Raw genomic sequence first — 26564 nt, forward strand, 5'->3', positions numbered from 1 at the left:
GAGGGGGGTGGGGTGTGTTTTGTTATTTACTGTCAGATTTATATTCGTACTCGTAATAGCCGTAATCCTGGTACCCGGTCGCGCGGCGGAAGATGGAGTTCAGGATCACCCCTTTCACCTCAATCCCGTTCTGCTCGAAGCGGCTCAGGCTGGTTTCCACCTCTTTCAGGGTGTTCACCGCGTAACGCGCTACCATCAGCGTGGTGCCCGCGTGGCGGCCAACGACGGCCGCGTCGGTCACCGCCAGAATTGGCGGCGTATCGATCAGCACCAGGTCGTAATTTTTGCTCGCCCACTCAATCAACTGGGTGAAACGTTCGCTCATCAGCAGCTCGGACGGGTTAGGCGGCACCTGACCGCGAGGGATCAGGTCAAATTTCGGCACCGTTGTAGGTTTCGCGCTCTGGCTGATTTCACCTTTACCGAGCAGAATTTCCGACAGACCGTTAACGTTGTTGGTGCCCAGCAGCTCGTGGGTGTAGCCCTTACGCATATCGCAGTCGATCAGCAGCACGCGCTTGTTGGTCTGGCTGACCACCGCCGCCAGGTTGGCGCAGACGAAGGTTTTACCAATCGACGGGCTGACGCCGGTTAACATCAGGACGTTGTTTTTGGCCTGCATCATGGCGAAGTGCAGGCTGGTACGCAGGCTACGGATCGCTTCGATGGCGAGGTCGGTCGGGTTACCCACCGCCAGAAGCTGGCTCTGTTTGTAACGCTTGACGCCCTTGATGGTTTTGACGCTGTCGCGGGATTTTTGCCACTCGGACAGCGGAATGCTGGCATAGACGTTGATACCGCTCTCTTCCAGCACCTGCGGGCTTTCGATACCGCGGTTGAACAGCGAACGCAGCAGCACGCCCACGATGGAGAGCATCAGGCCGAGAATAATGCTGCCGAGAATAATCAGCGCTTTCTTCGGCTTCAGCACGCCAGGCTGGGTAATGGCCGGGTCGACGATGCGCACGTCACCGACGGTACTGGCTTCGGTGATTTTCAGCTCCTGCTGCTTGTTCAGCAGCTGCATGTAAACCTGCTGTCCGGACTCAACGTCGCGGGTCAGACGCACGATCTCCTGCTGCGTTTTCGGCATCGCGGTCACGCGGTCATTGAGCTTCGCCTTCTCCTCTTCCAGCGTGCGGCGTTTCTCCAGCAGCGTGCGGTAGGCCGGGTGACGTTTGGTATAAAGCTTGGAAATCTCCGCCTCTTTGAAGGTCAGCTCGTTGAGCTGCGCATCAATGTTGACCATCGAATCAAGAACCGATTTCGCCTCCAGCGGCAGGTCAACGGAGTCTTTATCCTGACGATAGGCGTTCAGCTTGTTCTCGGCATCATCCAGATGGGCGCGCACTTCCGGGAGCTGTTTCGCGAGGAAGGCCAGGCTTTTCGCCGCTTCCGCTGACTTACGCTCAACGTTCTGCTCAAGATAGTTGCGGGTAATGCTGTTCAGGATGTCGCGGATTTGATCCTTATCTTCACCGGTAAAGGTCATGCTCAGCACGCCCGTGTCCTTACCGTTTTCGGTGACGGTCAGGTTGTTTTGCAGATTGTTGATCATCCCCAGGGTGGAGAATTTGGTGACGGTGAATTCGCCGCCCTCCTGGGCGTTGATGGCGCTAACCATCATGCTGACGCCGTCTTTGGTCAGCATCTGCCCCACTTCGCCGCGCGCGCTAAAACCTGCGTCGCTGGTTAGCTGGTACTGTTTCGGGCCAAGCACCTTCAGGGTAAACGTCTGATCGCCTGCCCCTTTCGGCAGCACGAAGTCAGTGACTTTCACCGTGTCGTTGTTTCGCCCCATCAGACGATCCCAGCCGGCACCAAAGACCGGGAAGGTATTTTTGGTGACGGAGATATCGAGCCCGAGGTCGTGAACCGTTTTACCCAGCACCAGGCGTGACTGGATGAGCTGAATTTCGGCGTCGGATGCCGGCGGCTTGTTCGCCAGCGCGGAACCAATGTCCTGCACCAGCGAGTTGCCGGTATTCTGCTCGATCTGTACCAGCGCGTCGGCGCTGTAGATAGGGGTGGCGAACAGCGTATAGACGACGGCCGCCGCGGCGAACACGGCGGTAATGCCCAGCACCCACCACTTTGCCTCTACAACAGTGCCGACCAGGCGCCCAATATCAATTTCATCACTGCCCGAAGTCGGGGCGGCAGAAGGTCTCGTTTTTTCTGTCATTGTTATCCCTGCTGAACTTTCAGTGCCTGCGCCCACTGTTGGGCAGACTGGTCAAGTAAGGTGTAAACCGCCTCAAAGGCCTCATGGCTTTTGCGATACGGATCGGGGATTTCACGTTCATTGTCCCAGTGACCAAACAGCATCACCTTGCCGCGCATCTCCGGAGCGATATCGCAAAGCGCATGAATATGGCGTTTTTCCATCGTCAGGATCAGGTCATACTCCCGGCACATGCGGCCAGTGACCTGGCGTGCCACGTGGCCGTCGAGAGAGAGGTGATGATCCCGCGCCACGCTCGTTGCGCGCTCATCGGCACCTTTACCGACCAGTGCACCCAGCCCTGCCGAATCAACGGTCAGTTCGGGCTGGTAGTGTTTCAACAACCGTTCAGCCGTAGGGGAACGGCAAATGTTCCCCACGCATACCACCAGAATTTTGTTAAACATCGCGGATTACCAGGTATGAATGTCGCGCGCCGTATCCGTCATGTAGCGAACGCCACTGATGGTTGGCAGCAACTGGTTGATCAGACGGTTCCAGCGGGCAACCGGCGCGGTGGTGACATACACCACATCGTATGGCTGGAGACGGAACTCCGTTGCCATCACCAGAGAGGTCGCATCGGACATATCCAGCTGGTAGATGTTGGCAATCTTGCCTTTCGCACTGCCCTCACCTTTCAGCGGACGGATAACGAAGATACCGGTCGCGTTAGAGGTCGTCAGATCGATACCCTCAGCATTGCCCAGCGCTTCGGTCAGCGTCATACCGCTGAAGTCCATTTTGAGGGTGCTCTGTTTCTTCACTTCACCCATCACGAAGACTTTCAGATCGTCATTGCGCGGCACGTAGAGAATGTCGCCCGGATAGAGCAGGCGGTTCTGGGTCAGATCGCCGTTTTGCATCAGCGCCTGCAGCGAAATGCGCTGCTCCTTCCCGTTGTGGGTGAGCACGACGTTGCGCCAGTCGGCGCCGTCGGTTAACCCGCCCGCGGCGTTGATGGCATCCAGTACGGTCAGAGGAACGTTGGTGATGGCCTGCTGGCCGGATTTGTTCACCTGGCCGGAGATATAGGCTTTTTGCGAGCGGAATGCGGCGATATTAACGTCCACCTGCGGATCGGCGATGTACTGCGCTAAGCGGCCGGTAATATCACTACGTATCTCGGCAAGCGTTTTCCCTGCAACATGGACTTTACCAATGTAGGGATAGAACATGGTGCCATCTGACTGCACCCAGTTACCGGTGTCGCTTGAGCTACGGTACTGGCCCGCTGGCGTGGTCAGTTCAGGGTGGTCCCAGACGGTCACGTTGATCACGTCACCCGGCCCCACGCGGTACTGGTAGGACGCAATTTCCTGGTCCAGCGACATATTCGGCTGGGCAACATTCGGACGTGGACGTAATTGTTCCACCAGACGAGGCGTAAGTGGATAAACATTCACCATTTTGTCGAGATCAAAATCGGCATCCTGTTGCTTGATCACATCCTTACCCATTGTTGACATATTGCTGCCGGGAAAGACCGTGCAACCACTCATCAAGGTCACAGACACCAATAATGGCATCAATTTCATTTTGGATTTCATCATTGATTATTTATCACTTTGGCAGAGTAATTATCCTGTGCAATTTAAATAAGCTCGAGTCGTATTGGGTTTCAGCATGCAGTTAATCAAATAGAAATATAACTGGCATCAGTCCTAAAAAAAGCTTATTCATCCATTGGCTATTGACAGAATAATCGAGGCTGATTCACACGCTTTCAGGCACGCTACCGCCCTTGGCTTTCAGTTACCAATCCACTGACTAAACAATGCGTTATGGATAGACACCCTCTTGAGCAAGGTCTTCTGGAAATATATCAGTCGCTTGAGAAATCCGACGGATAATGAATAACCACCCCTGAAGACCGAACATTAATAGCAACACCGAGATTTAACATTTGATGCTGGGAGAATTGTTGCAGCTAACCTAATAGCAGGCAAGGAGACAACTGTCCTAATATTGGTTTTTAAGATTAATATTAAGAGCAAATTTTTGAACTTTTAGGATTTTCTTTATATTGACAAAATAAGAGTAAAAAACATTCCCTGCGATATATCCTAAAATGCATTCTTTGTAATTAAATATACGTATTTCGCTTATTTACACCCTATTGAGAATGCTCTCTTTTTTACCCGTCGTATTAAGAGAAATCTCAGCCCGGCATTGCAATTTCCCCCAGCTTTATCCATGATCGAAGTGTGACATTCGTCATATAACAGAAGGTATTGCTATTACTATGGAATGGATTGCCGATCCCTCAATCTGGGCCGGGCTGGTTACGCTGGTCGTCATCGAGCTCGTGCTCGGGATTGATAATCTGGTCTTTATCGCCATCCTCGCTGAAAAACTGCCCCCTTCCCAGCGAGACCGCGCGCGCGTGACGGGCCTGCTGCTGGCGATGGTGATGCGGTTACTGCTGCTGGCCTCTATCTCCTGGCTGGTAACGCTCACACAGCCTCTGTTCTCCATCCACGGTCTGAGTTTTAGCGCCCGCGATCTGATCATGCTCTTCGGCGGGTTGTTCCTGCTGTTCAAAGCCACGGTGGAGCTCAACGAGCGGCTGGAGGGCAAAGACAGCGAGAATCCAACCCAGCGCCGCGGGGCGAAATTCTGGCCGGTAGTGGCGCAAATCGTGGTGCTGGATGCGGTCTTTTCTCTCGACTCGGTGATCACCGCCGTCGGGATGGTGGACCACCTTGCGGTGATGATGGCGGCGGTGATTATTGCCATCACGCTGATGGTCATGGCCAGCAAGGCGCTGACCCGCTTTGTGAACAGTCACCCGACCATCGTGATCCTCTGCCTGAGCTTCCTGCTGATGATTGGCTTTAGCCTGGTGGCCGACGGTTTTGGCTTCCATATTCCGAAAGGCTACCTGTACGCCGCCATCGGCTTCTCCGTCATGATTGAAGCGCTCAACCAGCTGGCGATATTTAACCGCCGCCGCTTCCTGTCCGCGAATCAGACCCTGCGTCAGCGTACTGCCGACACGGTTATGCGCCTGCTAAGCGGTAAGAAAGAGGATGCGGAGCTGGATGCCGAATCCTCCGCCATGCTGGCCGATCACAGCGACGGGCTGATCTTCGACCCGCAGGAACGACGGATGATTGAGCGGGTGCTTAATCTGAATCAGCGGACGGTCAGCAGCATCATGACCTCGCGGCATGATATTGAGCATATCGACCTGACGGCACCGGAAGAGCACATTCGCGCCCTGCTGGATAAAAACCAACACACCCGCGTGGTGGTGACCGGCGGTGAAGAGGAAGAGGAGCTGCTGGGCGTGGTGCACGTGATTGACCTGCTCCAGCAGCAGCTTCACGGCGAGGCGCTCAACCTGCGCGTACTGGTACGCCAGCCGCTGGTCTTCCCTGAGGGGCTACCGCTGCTTTCCGCCCTTGAGCAATTCCGTAACGCGCGCACGCACTTTGCCTTTGTGGTGGATGAGTTTGGTTCGGTGGAAGGGCTGGTCACGCTCAGCGACGTAATGGAAACCATCGCCGGTAATTTGCCTAACGAGGTGGATGAGATTGACGCCCGCCATGATATTCAGAAAAACGCAGACGGTTCGTGGACGGCAAACGGCCATATGCCGCTGGAAGACCTGGTGCAATACGTGCCGCTGCCGCTGGATGAAAAACGGGAGTATCACACTATTGCCGGCCTGCTGATGGAATATTTGCAGCGTATCCCGCAGCCGGGGGAAGAAGTTCAGGTGGGCGACTATCTGCTCAAAACGCTGCAGATTGAAAACCATCGCGTGCAAAAGGTTCAGCTCATTCCGCTGCGGGATGAGGAAGAACTGGATTTTGAGGTTTAGGTAAAACAAAACGGCAACCCGGTTGCCGTTTTTAGTGTTTGCTCCCTCTCCCGTGGGAGAGGGCCGGGGTGAGGGCATCAGGCCGCAACGCCACCCGGCGCAACGGACATCAAAGCTTATCCAGCAGCTTCTTAACGTCCTTACCGTCCTGTGAATCTTTATTGCGTTCCGCCCAGCCGCTAAGCCGACGTTTCGCTTCATCCTGCAGATGCTTACGCAGGATCTGATCCACCTCCAGACGGTAATTCAGGGCCTGCCATTTGCCGTATACGGTCAGCGGGACCGGCGTCTCTTTCAGGAAGTCGATGAGCTTGCTTTCACCCTGCCAGCCGGAAAGTACGCGCACGTTAAAGCGCGTGTCCGCGGTTTCTTTCACCAGATCCAGCTTACCTTCACCGGTCATTGATAAGAGTGAAGAAGTACCCTGCATTCCGTCGAGAGTAAGTTGTCCGTTGTCCAGCGTCAGGTCCGTGGTGAAGCTGTCGAGGCGCGTGGCGCTGTCGTAGTTATCCTGGGCCTTCACATCGCTGCTGCGCTCGACCGCCTGCTGCACCAGCTGCTGGAAGTTAAGCCCTTCCATACGGGAATTTTTCAGATCAAGATGCGCCTGCCCCTGCCACTCGCGGCGGAAAGCATCGGCATCAATTTTCGTGCCTGAGAAGTCACCCGCGAGCGTCAACTGCCCCGTCAGGGATATCGGATAGTTAAACGCGTTCAGGATGGTGCCTATCTCAACGTTGTCGAGACGCGGCTGGAATTCGGCGCTGGCTTCGTCTTTACGGACGTCCAGCGTGCCGGGCAGCGAGAGGCTCCCTGCGCCCATCTTTCCGCTCAGCTCGGAGATCACCAGCAAACCGTTATGGTTAAACATCTGGCTGCTCACGTCGCTAAAATCAATGCCGCGCCAGCGCAGGCTATTGGCTTTCAGCAGAATATCCGCCGTGAACCCGCGCAGGGCGTTATAGTCAGGCTGATCGAGATTAGACGAGATTACCGGACGTGATACCGGTGCCTGGCTTTGCCCCGTCTGCGTGGCATCGCTGTCCGTGGCGCTGGCGGGCAGTGGCGGCAGCAGATTTTCCAGGTTGAGCTTGTCAAACTGCAGATTCAGCACCCACTTCGGCTTCTCTTCGAGCGTGACGCTCGCCTGCCCCTTCAGGCTACTGTCATTTGCCTGCAGGTTGAGATTATCCAGCTCCAGCTGCTTTTGCTCTTCGCGCCACACGGCCTGCAGCGTTCCCTGCCCGGTGACCCCCTGGGTGGGAAGATCGGCACCCGTCAGCTGCCAGTTCAGCTGCTGGATGTCTGCCGTAAGCTGGTGCGGATAGTCTGAGGCGTTCACATTAGCATTCAGCGACAGGGTCAAATCACGCTGATCGCGGTTTACGCGCCCGCTAAATTCCAGCGACGCAAGATGATGAGCATCCTGTTCCATCTGCAGATTAATGTTGCGAATGGTCACCTGCTCCTGGTGCTCATGCTGGAAAACCAACACGCTATCGGCAACTTTCAGCTTGCCGATATCAAAGGACCAGCCGGTATCGGACGGATCATCAGGCAGAGTATTTTCGCGCGGCGCAACAGGCGCACTGGCATCACGCACGGCTTCGGTTTGCGGAGTGAGCTGGATCACCGCGCCTTTCAGCATCACCTGCTTAACCTGCAGCTGATGGGAAATGAGCGGGAACAGCGCCACATCAAGGCGCATGTTGTCTGCGGACACCAGCGGCTGGGCCGCCCCCGGCGCCGTGAGCGACATGCGGCCAGAGAGAATGCTGAGCTGCGGCCAGACGTGCCAGCGCAGCGGCCCGTCAAGCTTCAGTTGATAACCACTGCGTGCCTCGACCTGCCGCACCATATAAGCGCGGAAATCGTTGGGGTTAACCAGCAGAACCAACGCCGAAAGGCCAGCCACCAGCACCACCAGCAAAATCATCAGCGTTGTCAGAACTCTTCTCATGGCATCCTCAATGGGCTAACGATCAGTCTTTATCAATACGGCTGGCAACCGCGCCCTGCTGGTCGCGATATTTTGCGTCCTGCCGACGGTTGTAAGGACGATCTGCCGGGCCTGACAGAGGTTCAAAGCTCAACGCGCCGATCATCATGCCCGGGCGCAGCGCCAGCGGCAATTTACCGGCATTGAAGAATTCCAGCACGATACGCCCCGACCAGCCAGGATCGATACGGTGCGCGGTCACGTGAACCATCAGCCCCAGTCGCGCCAGCGAAGAACGGCCATCAAGCCAGCCAACCAGATCCGGAGGCAGGGTGACGGATTCAAACGTCACCGCCAGGGCCAGTTCACCTGGATGCAGATAAAAAGCTTCGCCTTCATCGATTACGATTTCGTCACTCATCACGCGATCGAGCGCGGCGCTGACTTCGTCCTTCGGCCCGCTAAGGTCAATGAACGGTGCGGTATGGCCGCTAAAGGTGCGGAATTTATTGCCTAACCGCACATCAACGGTCACGCCATTGATACGCTCAACGGGTGGACGTGGTGTAATAGACAAACGGCCTTCATCCAGCCAGGCTTCTATATCGCGATCACAAAGACGCATGGCACTTTCTCCTTTCATGCATCGTACCCTGAGGCGTTAAGCGCTCAGGGTAAAACCAGGTTATCTCTGAACGGTACACAATTCGCGCGGCTTATTCAAAAAACTGGCTGATTTTCGCTTTTAAGATATCAATAGCAATGCGGTTTTTACCCCCGCGCGGCACGATGATATCGGCGTATTGTTTGGATGGCTCAATAAACTGCAGGAACATCGGGCGGACCGTTTTCTGGTATTGCGCCATGACGGAGTCCATCGAACGGCCGCGTTCATTCACGTCACGCTTGATGCGGCGCATCAGGCAGATATCCAGCGGGGTATCAACGAAAATCGAGAAGTTCATGGATTCGCGCAGGCGGGCGTCGGTCAGCAGCAGAATGCCTTCAAGGATAATGACCTTTTTCGGCTCGATGCGGATGGTTTCCTGGGTGCGGGTGTGTTCTACGTAACTGTAAACGGGCAGCTCAATCGCCTGGCCGCTCTTGAGCGCTTCTAAATGCTGGAACAGCAAGCTGTGATCCATTGCATTTGGGTGGTCATAGTTGGTTTTGACGCGCTCTTCCATCGACAGATGGGATTGATCTTTGTAATAGCTGTCTTCGGGAATGACGCCGATATGCTCATCACCTACTTGTTCACGCAGTTCGCGATAAAGCGTACTGGCAATTAGACTTTTACCTGAAGCCGATGCGCCGGCGATGCCTATAATGACGCACTGATGAGACTTATCAGTCATAAATTTAGCGACCTGATTAACCTGGATGTTAAGGAAGGACGACGCCGGAGCGTCAAACGCGGCAATTATAGGGATTTCGCGGGCGTGATACCAGTCGAAAGCACAGGTTCTGCGAGACTGGCCGAAAAGTGGCGCTTTATTCCCTGAGTGAAATTTAAATGAACGTTTTTTCAGCGTTTAACCGTTTTTTTTCACGGAGCCTCTATTTAATAAGTCTGTGGTGTCAAATTCTGAGCGGTCACCATATGAATTGTAAATTGTTTGTACTAGCATAAACCAAATTATCTAATTCACGCGTTCGGACATCTTCCCTGACGGCATGGCGTCTCTGGATAAAGCGGTAATGAATAAACAATACCAGCGGGTTTTGGTTACCACCCCACATCCTTTAATACGACTTGTCTGTCTGGGCCTGGTCACCTTTATCTTTACCTTATTTTCCCTGGAGCTAACCCGGTTCGGCACCCTGCTGGCCCCGCTCTGGTTCCCCACCGCCATTATGATGGTGGCGTTTTACCGCCATGCAGGAAAAATGTGGCCGGGAATCGCCCTGGCCTGTTCGTTTGGCAATATTCTGGCCACCTGGATGCTGTTTTCGTGGGGATCGATAAGCCTCACCTACACCTCAATTAACGTGGTTGAAGCCTTTACCGGTGCGCTATTACTTCGCAAATTGCTCCCGTGGTACAACCCGCTGCAGAATCTGAATGACTGGATCCGCGTGGCCATCGGCAGCGCCGTGATACCGCCGCTGGTGGGCGGCGTCCTGGTGTCTCTGCTGGCGCCCGGCCCTGAACCCCTGCGTAATTTCTTCGTCTGGGTGTTGTCCGAAGCGATTGGTGCACTGGCGCTGGTACCGTTGGGGCTGTTATTTAAACCGCATTATCTGCTGCGCCACCGTGACCCGAGACTGCTGCTGGAAACCCTGACCACGCTGGCCGTAACGCTGGCCCTCAGCTGGGCAGCCATCACCTGGCTGCCGTGGCCTTTCACCTGCGTTATCGTTTTGCTTATGTGGAGCGCCGTGCGCCTGCCGCGAATGGAAGCGTTCCTGGTGTTTCTGGTCACCGTGATGGTTGTGTCGCTGATGATTGCCCAAAACCCGGTGGCGCTGACAACCCAGCACGTCGGGGCGATGCTGAACGCCCCCTGGCTGCCGTTCCTGATGCTGCTCCTGCCTGCCAACGTGATGACCATGGTGATGTACGCCTTCCGCGCAGAGCGCAAGCACATCACCGAAAGTGAGGAGCGCTTCCGCAATGCGATGGAGTATTCCGCCATCGGTATGGCGCTGGTCAGCATTGAGGGCAAATGGCTGCAGGCTAACAAGGCGCTGTGCAATTTCCTCGGTTACAGCCAGACGGAGCTCCAGTCGCTGACCTTCCAGCAGCTCACATGGCCGGAAGATCTGCACACCGACCTTGAACAGCTCGAACAGCTGGTCAACGGGGATATCAATACCTATACCCTCGAGAAGCGCTATTACACCCGCAACGGGGAAGTAGTCTGGGCGCTTCTTGCCGTCTCCGTCGTGCGCCATGCCGACGGCTCGCCGCTCTATTTTATCGCCCAGATTGAAGACATTAACGACCTGAAGCAGACCGAGTGGGTCAACAAACGCCTGATGGAGCGCATTACGCTAGCTAACGAAGCGGGCGGCATCGGCATCTGGGAGTGGGATCTGGAGCCAGACATTATCAGCTGGGACAAGCGGATGTTTGAGCTATATGAAATCCCGCCGCACATCAAGCCTACCTGGCAGCTCTGGCACGACACGATGCTGCCGGAAGATCGTGCCCACGCCGAGCAGGTGCTGCGGGACTCGCTGATTTCCCGCCTGCCGTTTAAGCTGGAATTCCGCATCCGCGTGAAGGAAGGCGTGCGCCATATTCGCTCCCTGGCAAACCGGGTGCTCAATAAGCAGGGTGAAGTCGAACGGCTGCTCGGGATCAACATGGATATGACCGAGGTGAAGCAGCTCAACGAGGCCCTCTTCCAGGAAAAAGAGCGTCTGCACATCACCCTCGACTCCATCGGTGAAGCGGTACTGTGTACCGATATCAACATGAACGTCACCTTTATGAACCCGGTGGCCGAGAAAATGAGCGGCTGGCTGCAGACCGAGGCTATCGGCCAGCCGATCCTGAAGGTGTTGCACATCACCTTTGGTGAAAAAGGGCCGCTGATGGAGAATATTCACAGCGGCGATATGTCCCGCTCCGATATCGATCAGGACGTGGTGCTGAACTGCCGTACCGGCGGTAATTTTGATATTCACTACAGCATTACGCCGCTCAGCACGCTGGACGGGCAGAATATTGGCTCGGTTATCGTGATTCAGGATGTGACCGAGTCGCGCAAAATGCTGCGTCAGCTGAGCTACAGCGCCTCCCACGACGCCCTGACCCATCTGGCAAACCGGGTCAGCTTCGAAAATCATCTCAAACGCCTCCTGCAGACCGTTCGCGAAACGCGCCAGCGTCATGCCCTGGTCTTTATCGATCTCGATCGCTTCAAAGCCGTCAACGATACGGCAGGCCATGCTGCGGGCGATGCCCTGCTGCGGGAACTCTCTTCCGTGATGTTGACCATGCTTCGCTCCAGCGACGTGCTGGCGCGTCTGGGTGGCGATGAGTTCGGATTACTGCTGCCGGACTGCAATATTGAAAGCGCGCGCTATATCGCCGGGCGCCTGATCCACACGATCAATGACTATCACTTTATGTGGGAAGGCCGCCTGCATCGGATCGGCGCCAGCGCAGGCATCACGCTGATTGATGAAAATAACCATCAGGCGTCGGAGGTGATGTCGCAGGCGGATATAGCCTGTTATGCCTCGAAAAACAGCGGGCGCGGCATGGTGACGGTTTACGAACCCCAGCAGGAGCGGGATCACAACACGCGCAGCATGATGTCGCTTGATGAACAGTGGCACATGATTAAAGACAATCACCTGATGATGATTGCCCGCAGCGTCGCCTCCCCGCGCATCCCGGAAAGCAGTAATTTCTGGCTGCTGTCGTTACGCCTGTGGACCAGCCAGGGCGAAGTCCAGGAGGAGCATGCCTTCCGCTCGGGCCTGGCAGAGCCTGAGCTTTTACATGCCCTCGACAGACGGATCTTTAGCGAGTTTTTCCGCACCTCTGCCGCCCAGATCGCCAGTAAAGGCATGGGGGTAGCGCTGCCGCTCTCTGAGGCCGGTTTAGCCAGCGTAACGCTGGTCGATGAACTTCTCGACCTGCTGGATAAAAGCCCGATGCCGGGCCGTCTCCTGCATCTGGTTATCTCTGCCGACGTGGTGTGCAGCCCGGATAAAAACCTGCAGCGGAGTCTGCAAAAGCTTCGCCAGGCGGGCTGCCGCGTGATCTTCAGTCAGGTGGGTCGCGACATGAACGTCTTCACCCACCTGACCGCCAATATGGCCGACTATCTGATGCTGGACGCGGAGGTGGTAAGCAACGTGTATGGCAACCTGATGGACGAGATGATGGTGACCATTGTGCAGGGCCACGCCCAGCGTCTGGGGATGAAAACCATCGCGGGCCCGTGCAACCAGCCCATCATGATGGATACGCTCTCCGGCATCGGCATTGATTTTATCTATGGCGATACCATCGCCGAGCCGCAGCCGCTGGATCTACTGCTCAACACCAGCTATTTCGCCATCAACTGACGGTGCCCAGCCGTCGGTGTACCAGATGTGCAGCAGCGCGTAAGAGCGCCACGGCTGCCAGCGTTCGGCATAACGACGAATTTGCGCGGGCGTCATCCCGGCAAAGCGTTGCTTAATCAGATAATCATCAGGCAGAAAGACATCTTTCGCCTGCCAGCCGCGCAGGGCCAGGTAGTTTGCCGTCCAGCGCCCTATCCCCGGCCGCTGCTGTAGCGCCTTCATCCCGGCCTCAATATTCTCGGGCGGGAAAAGCGGAAACGTCCCGTCGATGACCGACTGCGCCAGATGAATTAACGACTCCGCGCGTTTTACCGGCATGCCCAACGCCTTCAGCGCCAGCGGGTCCTCTGCCGCCAGCGCGTCCGGCGTGGGGAAACAGAGATACCCCGGACAATCCGCGATCGGCTCACCGCACAGCGCCACCACGCGCGACGTCAGTTTCGCCGCCATCGCCACGCTCACCAGCTGCCCGAGGATCGCCCGTACGCCCTGCTCGTACGCGTCCATCGCCCCCGGCAAACGCAAGCCCGGCCGGGCAGCACCGAGATCGCCCAGCGTATCCGCGATGTGCTGCGGGTTGCAGGCGAGATCGAACAGGCACTCGATGCGTTCAAGGCACGTCTGCGCAACCGGAACTAACCCCGGACTGAGCGTCACGGTCAGCGTATGGGTGGCGATATCCGGCGTTACGCGAAATATCCCCTGATGCCCTTCACAGGCAAAACTGCGCTCGTAGTAGTCGCGTGTGACGGTTTCAATGCCCGTCACAGCACGCGCGCCGAGAAAGCCAAACATCCACTGCCAGTCGTAAGGGGGTTGCCAGTTCAGGGTGTACATCGTCTCTCCTTTTGGGTTCTCCACAGCATAAACGGAAAGGTCCTGTTTCGCCTTGCTTTCATATTCCTGTTGTCGCCATGAAGACATTTCGTTAAAGTCTCGCCCCTTCTCACTGGCATGGGGATTCATCGTGTTTATTGGATTCGACTACGGTACGGCAAACTGCTCGGTTGCGATTATGCAAAACGGACAGCCACAGCTTCTGAAAATGGAAAAAGAGAGCACGCTGCTGCCGTCAATGCTCTGCGCGCCGACGCGTGAAGCGGTAAGCGAATGGCTGTTCCGCCACCATCAGGTTCCGGCCACGGCGGCGGAGACCCAGGAGCTGCTGCGCCGGGCGGTCAGCTTTAACCGTGAGGAAGACATCGACGTTTCACCGTCCAGCGTGCAGTTCGGCCTCTCTTCGCTCGGGCACTACATTGAAGATCCTGAAGAGGTTTACTTCGTTAAGTCGCCAAAATCCTTCCTCGGTGCCAGCGGACTGAAGCCGCAGCAGGTGGCGATGTTCGAAGACCTGGTGTGCGCGATGATGCTGCATATTCGCAATCAGGCGCAGACGCAGGTTTCCGATGCGATTACCCAGGCGGTCATTGGCCGCCCGATCAACTTCCAGGGGCTGGGCGGCGACGAGGCCAACCAGCAGGCGCAGGGGATCCTTGAACGCGCGGCGCACCGGGCAGGCTTTCGCGACGTGGTGTTCCAGTACGAGCCGGTTGCCGCGGGGCTGGATTTTGAAGCCACGCTGACGGAAGAGAAGCGCGTATTAGTCGTGGATATCGGCGGGGGCACAACGGACTGCTCGCTGCTGCTGATGGGACCGCAGTGGCATAACCGACGCGATCGCGAAAATAGCCTGCTCGGGCACAGCGGCTGTCGCGTAGGCGGTAACGATCTCGATATCGCGCTGGCATTCAAGAGCCTGATGCCGCTGCTCGGCATGGGCGGGCAAACCGAAAAAGGCATCGCCCTGCCGATCCTGCCGTGGTGGAACGCGATTGCCATTAACGACGTGCCTGCGCAGAGTGATTTTTACAGCACCGCCAACGGCCGCTTCCTTAACGATCTGGTGCGCGACGCGCAGGACGCCGAAAAAGTCGCCCTGCTGTATAAAGTGTGGCGTCAGCGCCTGAGCTACCGCGTGGTGCGCACTGCCGAAGAGAGCAAAATAGCCCTTTCCGACCGTGCTGAGCATGCGGTCTCCTTGCCGTTTATCAGCGACGATCTGGCCACCGCGATTTCGCAGGACGGGCTGGAGACGGCGCTCGCGCAGCCGCTACAGCGTATTCTTGAGCAGGTACAGCTGGCGCTGGAGAACGGCAAAGAGAAGCCGGACGTGATTTACCTGACCGGGGGAAGCGCCCGCTCGCCGCTGATCAAGAAAGCGCTGGCGGAACAGCTGCCTGGCATTCCGATTGCCGGTGGGGATGACTTTGGCTCCGTCACCGCAGGTCTGGCACGCTGGGCGCAGGTGATGTTTAGCTAGCATTGTTGCGGTGCGGTCTGGTGCCCTCACCCCGGCCCTCTCCCACAGGGAGAGGGAGTAAACACCAAAAACGGCAACGGATGTTGCCGTTTTGCGTTTACCTCCATTCAGACCATTCCTGACAGTCTTCCATATTTCCTCCATTTTTCCGCTGTGTTAGCTGACTAAACTAGTATCATTCCCCGAAGTCTTCAGGATGAGAACGTATAACGATGAAAGGCAGTAACAAATCCCGCTGGGCAATCGCCGCTGGCATCATTGTGGTGGTCCTTGCCGCCGCCTGGTACTGGCACAGTCAATCCGCGAACTCCGCAGCCCCCGCGGGTGCAAATAGTCAGGCACAGCGCCCGGCAGGCGGAGGGCGTCACGGCATGCGCGGCGGCGCGCTGGCGCCGGTACAGGCGGCGACGGCAGTGAATAAAGCCGTTCCTCGCTATCTTACTGGCCTTGGGACCATTACCGCCGCCAACACCGTGACGGTGCGCAGCCGCGTCGACGGCCAGCTGATGGCCATTCACTTCCAGGAAGGTCAGCAGGTTAAAGCGGGCGATCTGCTGGCCGAAATAGACCCGAGCCAGTTTAAGGTCGCCCTCGCCCAGGCGCAGGGGCAGCTCGCGAAAGACAAAGCCACTCTCGCCAACGCCCGCCGCGATCTGGCCCGCTACCAGCAGCTTGTGAAAACCAACCTCGTATCTCGTCAGGAGCTGGACACCCAGCAGTCGCTGGTCAGCGAAACGCAGGGCACCATCAAAGCCGACGAGGCCGCCGTGGCCAGCGCCCAGCTGCAGCTGGACTGGAGCCGCATCACCGCCCCGATTGATGGACGCGTGGGTCTGAAGCAGGTCGATATCGGCAACCAGATCTCCAGCGGCGACACCACGGGCATCGTGGTCATCACCCAGACCCACCCGATTGATTTAGTCTTTACCCTACCGGAAAGCGACATTGCGACCGTGGTGCAGGCGCAAAAATCCGGGAAGGGGCTGGTGGTGGAAGCCTGGGACCGCAGCAACAAGCAGAAGCTGAGCGAAGGTTCCCTGCTCAGCCTGGATAACCAGATCGACACCACCACCGGCACCATCAAGCTGAAGGCGCGCTTTAACAATCAGGACGATGCCCTCTTCCCGAACCAGTTCGTCAACGCGCGTATGCTGGTCGCGACCGAAGAGAACGCGGTAGTGATCCCCACCGCTGCGCTGCAGATGGGTAACGAAGGTAATTTCGTCTGGGTACTTAACAGCGACAATAAGGTCAGCAAGCACCTGGTGAAAACCGGTATCCAGGACAGCCAGACGGTGGTCATCGCCGCCGGCCTTTCCGCAGGCGACCGCGTGGTCACCGACGGCATTGACCGTCTGACCGAAGGGGCCAAAGTGGAAGTGGTTGAACCTGCGAAACAGGGAGAGAAATCCTGATGCAGGTGATGCCCCCAGGCTCTACAGGCGGGCCGTCACGCCTGTTTATCCTTCGTCCTGTCGCCACCACGCTGCTGATGGTGGCGATCCTGCTCGCCGGGATTATCGGCTATCGCTTCCTGCCCGTGTCGGCGCTGCCGGAGGTGGATTACCCAACGATTCAGGTTGTCACTCTCTATCCCGGAGCCAGCCCGGACGTGGTGACGTCCGCCATTACCGCTCCGCTGGAGCGCCAGTTCGGCCAGATGTCCGGGCTAAAACAGATGTCCTCCCAGAGTTCCGGCGGGGCATCCGTCGTGACGCTGCAGTTCCAGCTGACGCTGTCGCTGGACGTCGCCGAGCAGGAGGTGCAGGCCGCCATCAACGCCGCCACCAACCTGCTGCCGTCAGACCTGCCCAACCCGCCGGTCTACAGCAAGGTGAACCCGGCCGATCCGCCAATCATGACGCTTGCCGTCACCTCCTCCGCCATGCCGATGACCCAGGTCGAAGACATGGTCGAAACGCGCGTGGCGCAGAAAATTTCACAGGTCTCCGGCGTCGGCCTCGTCACCCTGGCGGGCGGCCAGCGCCCGGCGGTGCGCGTCAAGCTGAACGCGCAGGCCATCGCCGCGCTGGGCCTCACCAGCGAAACCATCCGCACCGCCATCAGCAGCGCCAACGTTAACTCGGCAAAAGGCTCGCTGGACGGTCCAACCCGCGCCGTGACGCTCTCTGCCAACGATCAGATGCAGTCCGCCGATGAATACCGTCAGCTGATTATTGCTTACCAGAACGGTGCGCCGGTGCGTCTGGGCGACGTGGCGACCGTCGAACAAGGGGCGGAAAACAGCTGGCTCGGCGCCTGGGCCAACAAACAGCAGGCGATCGTGATGAACGTCCAGCGCCAGCCGGGCGCAAACATCATTGAAACCGCCGACAGTATTCGCACCATGCTGCCACAGCTGATCGAAAGCCTGCCGAAATCGGTCAACGTAAAAGTGCTTTCCGACCGCACCACGAATATTCGCGCGTCGGTCACAGACACCCAGTTCGAGCTGATGCTGGCGATTGCGCTGGTGGTGATGATCATTTATCTGTTCCTGCGCAACGTTCCGGCAACCATTATTCCCGCCGTCGCCGTACCGCTCTCGCTGGTCGGCACCTTTGCGGTGATGGTGTTCCTCGATTTTTCGATTAACAACCTGACGCTGATGGCGCTCACCATCGCCACCGGGTTCGTGGTGGATGACGCTATAGTCGTCATCGAGAACATCTCGCGCTATATCGAGAAAGGCGAAAAACCGCTGGCCGCCGCGCTGAAGGGCGCAGGGGAAATCGGCTTTACCATTATCTCGCTGACCTTCTCATTGATTGCGGTGCTGATCCCGCTGCTGTTTATGGGCGATATTGTCGGGCGGCTGTTCCGCGAGTTTGCCGTGACGCTGGCGGTCGCCATTTTGATCTCCGCCGTGGTGTCGCTGACTCTGACGCCGATGATGTGCGCCCGCATGCTGAGCCACGAGTCCCTGCGCAAGCAAAACCGCTTTTCGCGCGCCTCCGAGCGCATGTTCGAGCGCATTATTGCCGCCTACGGACGCGTGCTGGCGAAAGTCCTTAACCATCCGTGGGCCACGCTCGGCGTGGCGCTGGGAACCCTGGCGCTCAGCGTGATGCTGTGGATTTTCATTCCGAAAGGCTTCTTCCCGATCCAGGACAACGGCATTATTCAGGGCACGCTTCAGGCCCCGCAGTCGGTCTCCTTCGCCAGTATGGCCCAACGCCAGCAGCAGGTGTCCGAAATCATCATGAAGGATCCGGCGGTCGAGAGTCTGACCTCCTACGTGGGCGTCGACGGCACCAACCCGTCGCTCAACAGCGCGCGTCTGCAGATCAACCTTAAGCCACTGGATGAACGCGACGATCGCGTCAACGCCGTCATTGAGCGTCTGCAAAACGCCGTCGCGCGAGTGCCGGGCGTTGAGCTTTACCTGCAGCCGATTCAGGATTTGACCATTGATACTCAGGTCAGCCGCACGCAGTACCAGTTCACGCTGCAGGCCACCTCGCTGGACGCGCTCAGCACCTGGGTGCCGCAGCTGGTGAACAAGCTTAACACCCTGCCGCAGCTCGCCGACGTCAGCAGCGACTGGCAGGACAAAGGGCTGGCGGCGTACGTGAACGTCAACCGCGATACCGCCAGCCGTCTGGGCATTACCATGTCAGACGTGGACAACGCCCTGTACAACGCCTTCGGTCAGCGCCTGATCTCCACCATCTACACCCAGGCCAACCAGTATCGCGTGGTGCTGGAGCACAACACGGACAACACGCCCGGCCTGGCGGGGCTGGACTCGGTGCGCCTGACCAGCAAAGACGGCGGCATTGTGCCGCTGAGCGCTATCGCCACGGTGGAAGAACGCTACACCCCGCTGTCGATCAACCATCTGGATCAGTTCCCGTCCACCACCATTTCCTTCAACGTGCCGGACAATTATTCTCTCGGCGAAGCGGTGGAGGCCATTCAGGCTGCTGAAAAAGAGCTCAGCTTCCCGTCCGATATTCAGACCCAGTTCCAGGGCAGCACGCTGGCGTTTCAGGCCGCGCTGGGTAACACCATCTGGCTTATCGTCGCGGCGGTCGTGGCGATGTACATCGTGCTCGGGGTGCTGTACGAAAGCTTTATCCACCCGATCACCATCCTCTCTACCCTGCCGACGGCGGGCGTGGGGGCGCTGCTGGCACTGATGCTGGCGGGCAGCGAGCTGGACGTCATTGCCATCATCGGCATTATCCTGCTTATCGGGATCGTGAAGAAAAACGCCATCATGATGATCGACTTCGCCCTGGCCGCCGAGCGCGAGCAGGGCATGTCGCCGCGCGACGCCATCTTCCAGGCCTGTCTGCTGCGTTTCCGTCCGATCCTGATGACCACGCTGGCCGCCCTGCTGGGCGCGCTGCCGCTGATGCTCAGCACCGGCGTCGGCGCGGAGCTGCGCCGTCCGCTGGGTATCGGCATGGTCGGCGGTCTACTGGTGAGCCAGGTGCTGACCCTCTTCACTACGCCGGTGATATACCTGCTGTTTGACCGTCTGGCGCTGTGGACCAAAAGCCGTTTCCCGAAACGTGAAGAGGAGGCATAAGTGAAGTTTTTCGCCCTCTTCATTTATCGCCCGGTGGCGACGATATTAATCTCGCTCGCCATTACCCTCTGCGGCGTGCTGGGCTTCCGGCTGCTGCCGGTAGCGCCCCTGCCGCAGGTGGATTTCCCGGTGATCATGGTCAGCGCCTCGCTGCCGGGCGCGTCACCGGAGACCATGGCCTCGTCGGTTGCCACGCCGCTGGAGCGTTCGCTCGGGCGGATTGCGGGGGTCAACGAGATGACCTCCAGCAGCTCGCTGGGCAGCACGCGCATCATTCTGGAGTTCAGCTTCGACCGGGATATTAACGGTGCGGCGCGCGACGTGCAGGCGGCCATCAACGCCGCACAAAGCCTGCTGCCGAGCGGGATGCCGAGCCGCCCAACCTACCGCAAGGCCAACCCGTCCGATGCGCCGATCATGATCCTGACGCTGACCTCGGATACGTACTCGCAGGGGCAGCTTTACGACTTTGCGTCTACCCAGCTGGCGCAGACCATCTCACAAATTAACGGCGTCGGTGACGTGAGCGTCGGCGGGAGCTCCCTGCCCGCCGTGCGCGTCGGCCTAAACCCGCAGGCGCTGTTCAACCAGGGCGTGTCGCTGGATGACGTGCGCTCCGCCATCAGCACGGCCAACGTCCGCAAGCCGCAGGGGGCGATTGAGGACGGCAGCCACCGCTGGCAGATCCACACTAACGACGAGCTGAAAACCGCCGCGGAATATCAGCCGCTCATTATTCACTACAAAAACGGCGCGGCGGTGCGCTTGAGCGACGTTGCCAGCGTTACCGACTCGGTGCAGGACGTGCGCAACGCCGGGATGACCAACGCGAAACCGGCCATTCTGCTGATGATCCGCAAGCTGCCGGAAGCGAATATTATTGAGACGGTGAACAGCATTCGCGCCCGTCTTCCGGACCTGCAGGAGACCATCCCGGCAGCAATCGATCTGCAAATTGCCCAGGATCGCTCCCCGACCATTCGCGCTTCGCTTGAAGAGGTGGAGCAAACGCTGATTATCTCCGTCGCGCTGGTGATCCTGGTGGTCTTCCTGTTCCTGCGATCCGGCCGCGCGACGCTTATTCCGGCGGTGGCCGTGCCGGTCTCGCTGATCGGTACCTTTGCCGCCATGTACCTGTGCGGGTTTAGCCTCAACAACCTGTCGCTGATGGCCCTGACGATAGCGACGGGCTTCGTGGTGGATGACGCCATCGTGGTGCTGGAAAACATTTCCCGCCACCTGGAAGCGGGCGTGAAGCCGCTTCAGGCCGCGCTGCAGGGCACGCGCGAGGTGGGCTTTACGGTGCTCTCCATGAGCCTGTCGCTGGTGGCGGTATTCCTGCCGCTGCTGCTGATGGGCGGGCTGCCGGGCAGGCTGCTGCGCGAGTTTGCCGTCACCCTCTCCGTCGCCATCGGGATTTCGCTGGCGATCTCCCTAACGCTGACGCCGATGATGTGCGGCTGGATGCTCAAGCGCAGCAAGCCCCATTCGCAGCCGCGCCGCAAAGGCTTTGGTCGCTTCCTGATGGCCATGCAGGAAGGCTACGGCAAATCGCTGAAGTGGGTGCTGAACCATACCCGGCTGGTCGGCCTGGTGCTGATCGGTACCATCGTGCTCAACGTCTGGATGTACATCACCATCCCGAAAACGTTCTTCCCGGAGCAGGACACCGGCGTGCTGATGGGGGGGATTCAGGCGGACCAGAGCATTTCGTTCCAGGCGATGCGCGGCAAGCTGCAGGACTTCATGAAGATCATTCGTGAAGACAAAGCCGTGGATAACGTCACCGGCTTTACCGGCGGGTCACGCGTCAACAGCGGGATGATGTTTATTACCCTGAAACCGCGCGGCGAGCGCAACGAAACCGCCCAGCAGGTGATTGACCGCCTGCGGGTGAAGCTCGCCAAAGAGCCGGGGGCAAACCTGTTTTTGATGGCCGTTCAGGATATCCGCGTCGGCGGCCGTCAGGCGAACGCCAGCTATCAGTACACGTTGCTCTCGGACGATTTAGCCGCCCTGCGCGAGTGGGAGCCGAAGATCCGCAAGGTGCTGGCCGCCCTGCCGCAGCTGGCGGACGTCAACTCCGATCAGCAGGATAACGGCGCCGAGATGGCCCTGACCTACGACCGCGAAACCATGTCGCGGCTGGGCATTAACGTTGAAGCCGCCAACAGCCTGCTGAACAACGCCTTCGGCCAGCGCGAGATCTCCACCATCTACCAGCCGATGAACCAGTATAAGGTGGTGATGGAGGTCGATCCGCGCTACACCCAGGACATCAGCGCCCTGGACAAAATGTTTGTGATTAACAACGACGGCAAGGCGATTCCGCTCTCCTACTTTGCCAGCTGGCAGCCGGCCAACGCGCCGCTGTCGGTGAACCACCAGGGGCTATCGGCGGCGTCGACTATCTCCTTTAACCTGCCCGCCGGTTCGTCGCTTTCTGAAGCCAGCGACGCAATTAACCGCGCGATGACGCAGCTTGGCGTGCCGTCCACCGTGCGCGGCAGCTTTGCCGGCACCGCGCAGGTGTTCCAGGAGACGATGAATTCGCAGGTGATTTTGATTCTGGCCGCCATCGCCACGGTTTATATTGTGCTGGGCGTGCTGTACGAGAGCTACGTTCACCCGCTGACCATTCTCTCGACGCTGCCGTCGGCGGGCGTTGGGGCGCTGCTGGCGCTGGAGCTGTTCGGCGCGCCGTTCAGCCTGATCGCGCTCATCGGAATCATGCTATTAATTGGTATTGTGAAGAAAAACGCGATCATGATGGTCGACTTCGCGCTGGACGCCCAGCGCAACGGCAATCTATCGCCGGAAGAGGCCATCTTCCAGGCCTGCCTGCTGCGTTTTCGTCCGATCATGATGACCACCCTGGCGGCACTGTTTGGCGCGCTGCCGCTGGTTATCTCGGGCGGCGACGGCTCCGAGCTGCGCCAGCCGCTGGGGATCACCATTGTCGGCGGCCTGGTGATGAGCCAGCTGCTGACGCTGTACACCACGCCGGTGGTCTATCTGTTCTTCGACCGCCTGCGGCTGCGCTTCTCGCGTAAAAACAGAACCACGGTGACCGAGTAAATGACCGATCTCCCCGCTAACGTTCGCTGGCAGCTATGGATAGTCGCTTTCGGCTTCTTTATGCAGTCGCTGGATACGACCATCGTCAACACCGCCCTCCCCTCCATGGCGAAAAGCCTGGGGGAGAGCCCGCTGCATATGCATATGGTGATTGTCTCCTACGTGCTGACGGTGGCCGTGATGCTGCCCGCCAGCGGCTGGCTGGCGGATAAAGTGGGCGTGCGGAATATCTTCTTTACCGCCATCGTGCTGTTTACCACCGGCTCGCTGTTTTGCGCCCAGGCCAACACCCTCGACCAGCTGGTGATGGCGCGCGTGCTGCAGGGCGTCGGCGGGGCGATGATGGTCCCTGTCGGGCGGCTAACGGTGATGAAGATCGTGCCGCGCGAGCAGTACATGGCGGCGATGACCTTTGTGACCCTACCCGGTCAGGTGGGGCCGCTGCTGGGCCCGGCGCTCGGCGGCATTCTGGTGGAGTACGCCTCCTGGCACTGGATCTTCTTAATCAATCTTCCTGTTGGCATCATCGGCGCCATCGCCACCCTGACGCTGATGCCGAACTACAAAATGCAGACGCGGCGCTTTGATTTCTTTGGCTTTATCCTGCTGGCGGCGGGCATGGCCACGCTTACCCTGGCGCTCGACGGGCAAAAAGGGCTGGGGATTTCGCCCCTGACGCTGGGGATGCTGGTCGTTATCGGCATCACCGCCATTCTGTGGTATCTGCGGCATGCCAGAGGTAACGATAAGGCGCTGTTCAGCCTGAGCTTGTTTAAAAACCCTACCTATCGCCTTGGCCTGTTCGGCAGCTTCGCCGGGCGCGTCGGCAGCGGCATGCTGCCGTTTATGACGCCCGTTTTCCTGCAAATCGGAATGGGATTTTCGCCGTTCCACGCGGGCCTGATGATGATCCCGATGGTGCTCGGCAGCATGGGAATGAAGCGCATCGTGGTACAGGTGGTGAACCGCTTTGGCTATCGTCGCGTGCTGGTGACCGCCACGCTGGGGCTGTCGCTGGTGAGTCTGCTGTTTATGGCCGTGGCGCTGATGGGCTGGTACTACGTTCTGCCGCTGGTGCTGTTCTGCCAGGGGATCGTCAACTCCATGCGCTTCTCGTCGATGAATACCCTGACGCTGAAGGACCTGCCGGACGATCTGGCGAGCAGCGGCAACAGCCTGCTGTCGATGATCATGCAGCTCTCGATGAGCGTCGGGGTGACCATCGCGGGTTTACTGCTCGGCATGTACGGCCAGCACCACCTCAGCGTCGACACGCCGGTGGCGCATCAGGTCTTTTTGTATACCTATCTCAGCATGGCGGTCATCATCGCCCTGCCCGCTTTCATCTTCGCCAGAGTGCCGGATGATACCAGCAAGAACGTCGTGATTAGGCGCGGCAAAAGGAGTGGTTCATGAAATTCTGGCGTCCGGGCATTACCGGCAAGCTCTTCGTGGCGATATTTGCCACCTGTATCGTCCTGCTGATCACCATGCACTGGGCGGTGCGGATCAGCTTTGAGCGCGGTTTTATTGATTACATCAAGCATGGCAATGAACAGCGTTTACAGGGCTTAAGCGATGCGCTGAGTGAACAGTACGCCCAGCACGGCAACTGGCGTTTTCTGCGCAATAACGATCGCTTTATTTTCCAGATCCTGCGCTCGCTGGAGCACGATACCGGTGACGATCGCCCGGGGCCGGGCATGCCGCCGCACGGCTGGCGCACCCAGTTCTGGGTGATTGATCAGGACATGCGCACTCTGGTGGGTCCGCGTGCGCCGATACCGCCGGACGGCACCCGTCGTGCGATTAAAGTCAACAATGCGACAGTCGGCTGGGTTATCGCCTCTCCGGTGGAGCGCCTGACGCGCAACACCGACATCAACTTTGACCGCCAGCAGCGCCGGACAAGCTGGCTGATTGTCGCCCTCTCCACCCTGCTCGCCGCGCTCGCTACCTTCCCGCTGGCGCGCGGCCTGCTCGCCCCGGTGAAACGGCTGGTGGAAGGCACGCACAAGCTGGCCGCCGGGGATTTTACCACCCGCGTCGATACCCGCAGCCAGGACGAACTGGGCAAGCTGGCGCAGGATTTTAACCAGCTCGCCAGCACGCTGGAGAAGAACCAGCAGATGCGCCGCGACTTTATGGCCGATATCTCCCACGAGCTGCGCACGCCGCTGGCGGTGCTGCGCGGCGAGCTGGAGGCCATACAGGACGGCGTGCGCCAGTTTACGCCCGAATCGGTGGCCTCTCTGCAGGCGGAGGTGGGCACGCTCACCAAGCTGGTGGACGATCTCCACCAGCTCTCCATGTCCGACGAAGGCGCGCTGGCCTACCAGAAGGCGCCGGTAGACGTGATTAACATTCTGGAAGTGATCAGCGGCGCGTTCCGCGAGCGGTTTGCCAGCCGCAACCTGAAAATCGACCTCTCCCTGCCGGACAGCGCGGTGGTGTTTGGCGACAAGGACCGGCTGATGCAGCTATTCAATAACCTGCTGGAAAACAGCCTGCGCTACACCGACAGCGGCGGCGGGCTACATATCTCCGGCAGGCAGGAAAACGGGCGCTTTGCCCTTACCTTCGCGGATTCCGCCCCCGGCGTGCAGGACGCGCAGCTGGAAAAATTGTTTGAACGTTTTTACCGTACCGAAGGCTCCCGCAACCGCGCCAGCGGCGGTTCCGGCCTGGGGCTGGCGATTTGCGTTAACATCGTTGAGGCGCATAATGGCACGATCCGCGCCGCCCATTCGCCTTTTGGCGGGGTTAGCATTACAGTAGAGTTACCTCTGGAACGGGATTTATCGAGAGAAGTATGACCGAGTTACCGATTGACGAAAACACGCCGCGCATTTTGATTGTCGAAGACGAGCCCAAGCTGGGACAGCTGCTGATAGACTATTTACGTGCGGCCAGCTACGCTCCATCGCTAATCAGCCACGGCGACCAGGTGCTGCCATACGTGCGCCAGACCCCGCCGGATCTGATCCTGCTTGATTTAATGCTGCCGGGTGTTGACGGGCTGACCCTGTGCCGGGAAATTCGTCGCTTCTCCGACGTGCCGATCGTCATGGTCACCGCCAAAATTGAAGAGATTGACCGCCTGCTGGGCCTCGAAATTGGCGCGGACGATTACATCTGCAAACCCTACAGCCCGCGTGAAGTGGTCGCCCGCGTGAAAACCATTCTCCGCCGCTGCAGGCCGCAGCGCGAGCTTCAGGTGCTGGATGCCGAAAGCCCGCTGATTGTCGACGAAAGCCGCTTCCAGGCGAGCTGGCGCAGCAAGCTGCTGGACCTGACGCCTGCGGAGTTCCGCCTGCTGAAAACCCTCTCCCACGAGCCGGGGAAAGTCTTCTCCCGCGAGCAGCTGCTGAACCACCTGTATGACGATTACCGCGTCGTGACCGACCGCACCATCGACAGCCATATCAAAAACCTGCGCCGCAAGCTGGAGGCGCTGGACGCCGAGCAGTCGTTTATCCGCGCGGTGTATGGCGTGGGGTATCGCTGGGAAGCGGATGCATGCAGGATAATGTGATTAACGATGATTTACAGCTATGTATAGTACAGTCACACATTTTTAAACAATATAGAAAAGAAGTCTGGTTC

General features: G+C 58.4%; 16 protein-coding genes. 9 read left to right on the forward strand and 7 right to left on the reverse strand.

The features are described from left to right. Positions 1-22: 22 nt before the first annotated feature. Genes wzc through ADJ24_RS01380 form a run of 3 tightly spaced genes read right to left on the reverse strand, consistent with a single transcriptional unit; the run spans position 23 to position 3777 of the window. Complete coding sequence (gene wzc / locus ADJ24_RS01370) at positions 23-2185, reverse strand: tyrosine-protein kinase Wzc (RefSeq protein ID WP_023312404.1); 2163 nt, start codon at positions 2183-2185, stop codon at positions 23-25. Positions 2186-2187: 2 nt separating this feature from the next. Then, entirely contained in the window at positions 2188-2631 is a 444-nt protein-coding gene (wzb, locus tag ADJ24_RS01375; protein WP_023312405.1) for a low molecular weight protein-tyrosine-phosphatase Wzb, read from the reverse strand. A gap of 6 nt (positions 2632-2637) precedes the next feature. Continuing rightward, the gene (locus tag ADJ24_RS01380; RefSeq protein WP_014170829.1) at positions 2638-3777 is read right to left on the reverse strand and encodes a polysaccharide export protein; all 1140 of its coding nucleotides are present in this window, start codon (positions 3775-3777) and stop codon (positions 2638-2640) included. 692 nt (positions 3778-4469) lie between these two features. On the opposite strand from ADJ24_RS01380, the gene ADJ24_RS01385 reads away from it, so the two are divergent. Next, on the forward strand, positions 4470-6053 hold the full coding sequence (locus ADJ24_RS01385; protein WP_023312406.1) for a TerC family protein: 1584 nt from the start codon (positions 4470-4472) through the stop codon (positions 6051-6053). Positions 6054-6162: 109 nt separating this feature from the next. On the opposite strand, the gene asmA is transcribed toward ADJ24_RS01385, so the two are convergent. From asmA to udk, 3 genes are all read right to left on the reverse strand, one after another. Next, positions 6163-8013, reverse strand: coding sequence for an outer membrane assembly protein AsmA (asmA, locus tag ADJ24_RS01390; RefSeq protein WP_023312407.1), 1851 nt, complete (start codon positions 8011-8013; stop codon positions 6163-6165). 22 nt (positions 8014-8035) lie between these two features. Further along, complete coding sequence (gene dcd, locus ADJ24_RS01395; protein ID WP_023312408.1) at positions 8036-8617, reverse strand: dCTP deaminase; 582 nt, start codon at positions 8615-8617, stop codon at positions 8036-8038. A 91-nt stretch (positions 8618-8708) separates the two neighbouring features. Next, positions 8709-9350 (reverse strand): uridine kinase, encoded by a 642-nt coding sequence (udk, locus tag ADJ24_RS01400; RefSeq protein ID WP_008500855.1) that lies wholly within the window; start codon positions 9348-9350, stop codon positions 8709-8711. A 343-nt stretch (positions 9351-9693) separates the two neighbouring features. Between udk and ADJ24_RS01405 the strand changes: the two genes are divergently transcribed. After that, positions 9694-13023: a diguanylate cyclase gene (locus ADJ24_RS01405; RefSeq protein WP_023312410.1), complete on the forward strand. Its 3330-nt coding sequence runs from the start codon at positions 9694-9696 to the stop codon at positions 13021-13023. On the opposite strand, the gene alkA is transcribed toward ADJ24_RS01405, so the two are convergent. Then, entirely contained in the window at positions 12988-13860 is an 873-nt protein-coding gene (gene alkA / locus ADJ24_RS01410) for a DNA-3-methyladenine glycosylase 2 (RefSeq protein ID WP_048701908.1), read from the reverse strand. The two genes, ADJ24_RS01405 and alkA, sit on opposite strands and share 36 nt — an antisense overlap. A 130-nt stretch (positions 13861-13990) precedes the next feature. Here alkA and yegD point away from each other — a divergent pair, with 130 nt between their 5' ends. From yegD to baeR, 7 genes are all read left to right on the forward strand, one after another. After that, positions 13991-15343, forward strand: coding sequence for a molecular chaperone (gene yegD / locus ADJ24_RS01415; protein WP_023312412.1), 1353 nt, complete (start codon positions 13991-13993; stop codon positions 15341-15343). A gap of 212 nt (positions 15344-15555) precedes the next feature. Then, complete coding sequence (locus ADJ24_RS01420; protein ID WP_023312413.1) at positions 15556-16758, forward strand: MdtA/MuxA family multidrug efflux RND transporter periplasmic adaptor subunit; 1203 nt, start codon at positions 15556-15558, stop codon at positions 16756-16758. Beyond that, the gene (locus ADJ24_RS01425) at positions 16758-19880 is read left to right on the forward strand and encodes an MdtB/MuxB family multidrug efflux RND transporter permease subunit (protein ID WP_023312414.1); all 3123 of its coding nucleotides are present in this window, start codon (positions 16758-16760) and stop codon (positions 19878-19880) included. Before ADJ24_RS01420 ends, ADJ24_RS01425 begins: the two co-directional genes overlap by 1 nt. After that, on the forward strand, positions 19881-22958 hold the full coding sequence (gene mdtC, locus ADJ24_RS01430; RefSeq protein WP_023312415.1) for a multidrug efflux RND transporter permease subunit MdtC: 3078 nt from the start codon (positions 19881-19883) through the stop codon (positions 22956-22958). It abuts the gene before it with no gap. Then, the gene (locus ADJ24_RS01435; protein ID WP_023312416.1) at positions 22959-24374 is read left to right on the forward strand and encodes an MFS transporter; all 1416 of its coding nucleotides are present in this window, start codon (positions 22959-22961) and stop codon (positions 24372-24374) included. It begins immediately after the preceding gene. After that, positions 24371-25774: a two-component system sensor histidine kinase BaeS gene (gene baeS, locus ADJ24_RS01440; RefSeq protein ID WP_023312417.1), complete on the forward strand. Its 1404-nt coding sequence runs from the start codon at positions 24371-24373 to the stop codon at positions 25772-25774. Before ADJ24_RS01435 ends, baeS begins: the two co-directional genes overlap by 4 nt. Further along, positions 25771-26493, forward strand: coding sequence for a two-component system response regulator BaeR (baeR, locus tag ADJ24_RS01445; protein WP_023312418.1), 723 nt, complete (start codon positions 25771-25773; stop codon positions 26491-26493). The genes baeS and baeR overlap by 4 nt, the downstream gene beginning before the upstream one ends. Positions 26494-26564: the final 71 nt, after the last annotated feature.

The organism is Enterobacter sp. 940_PEND (assembly GCF_001059415.1).
In the GTDB taxonomy this organism is placed as follows: Bacteria; Pseudomonadota; Gammaproteobacteria; order Enterobacterales; family Enterobacteriaceae; genus Enterobacter; species Enterobacter cloacae_M.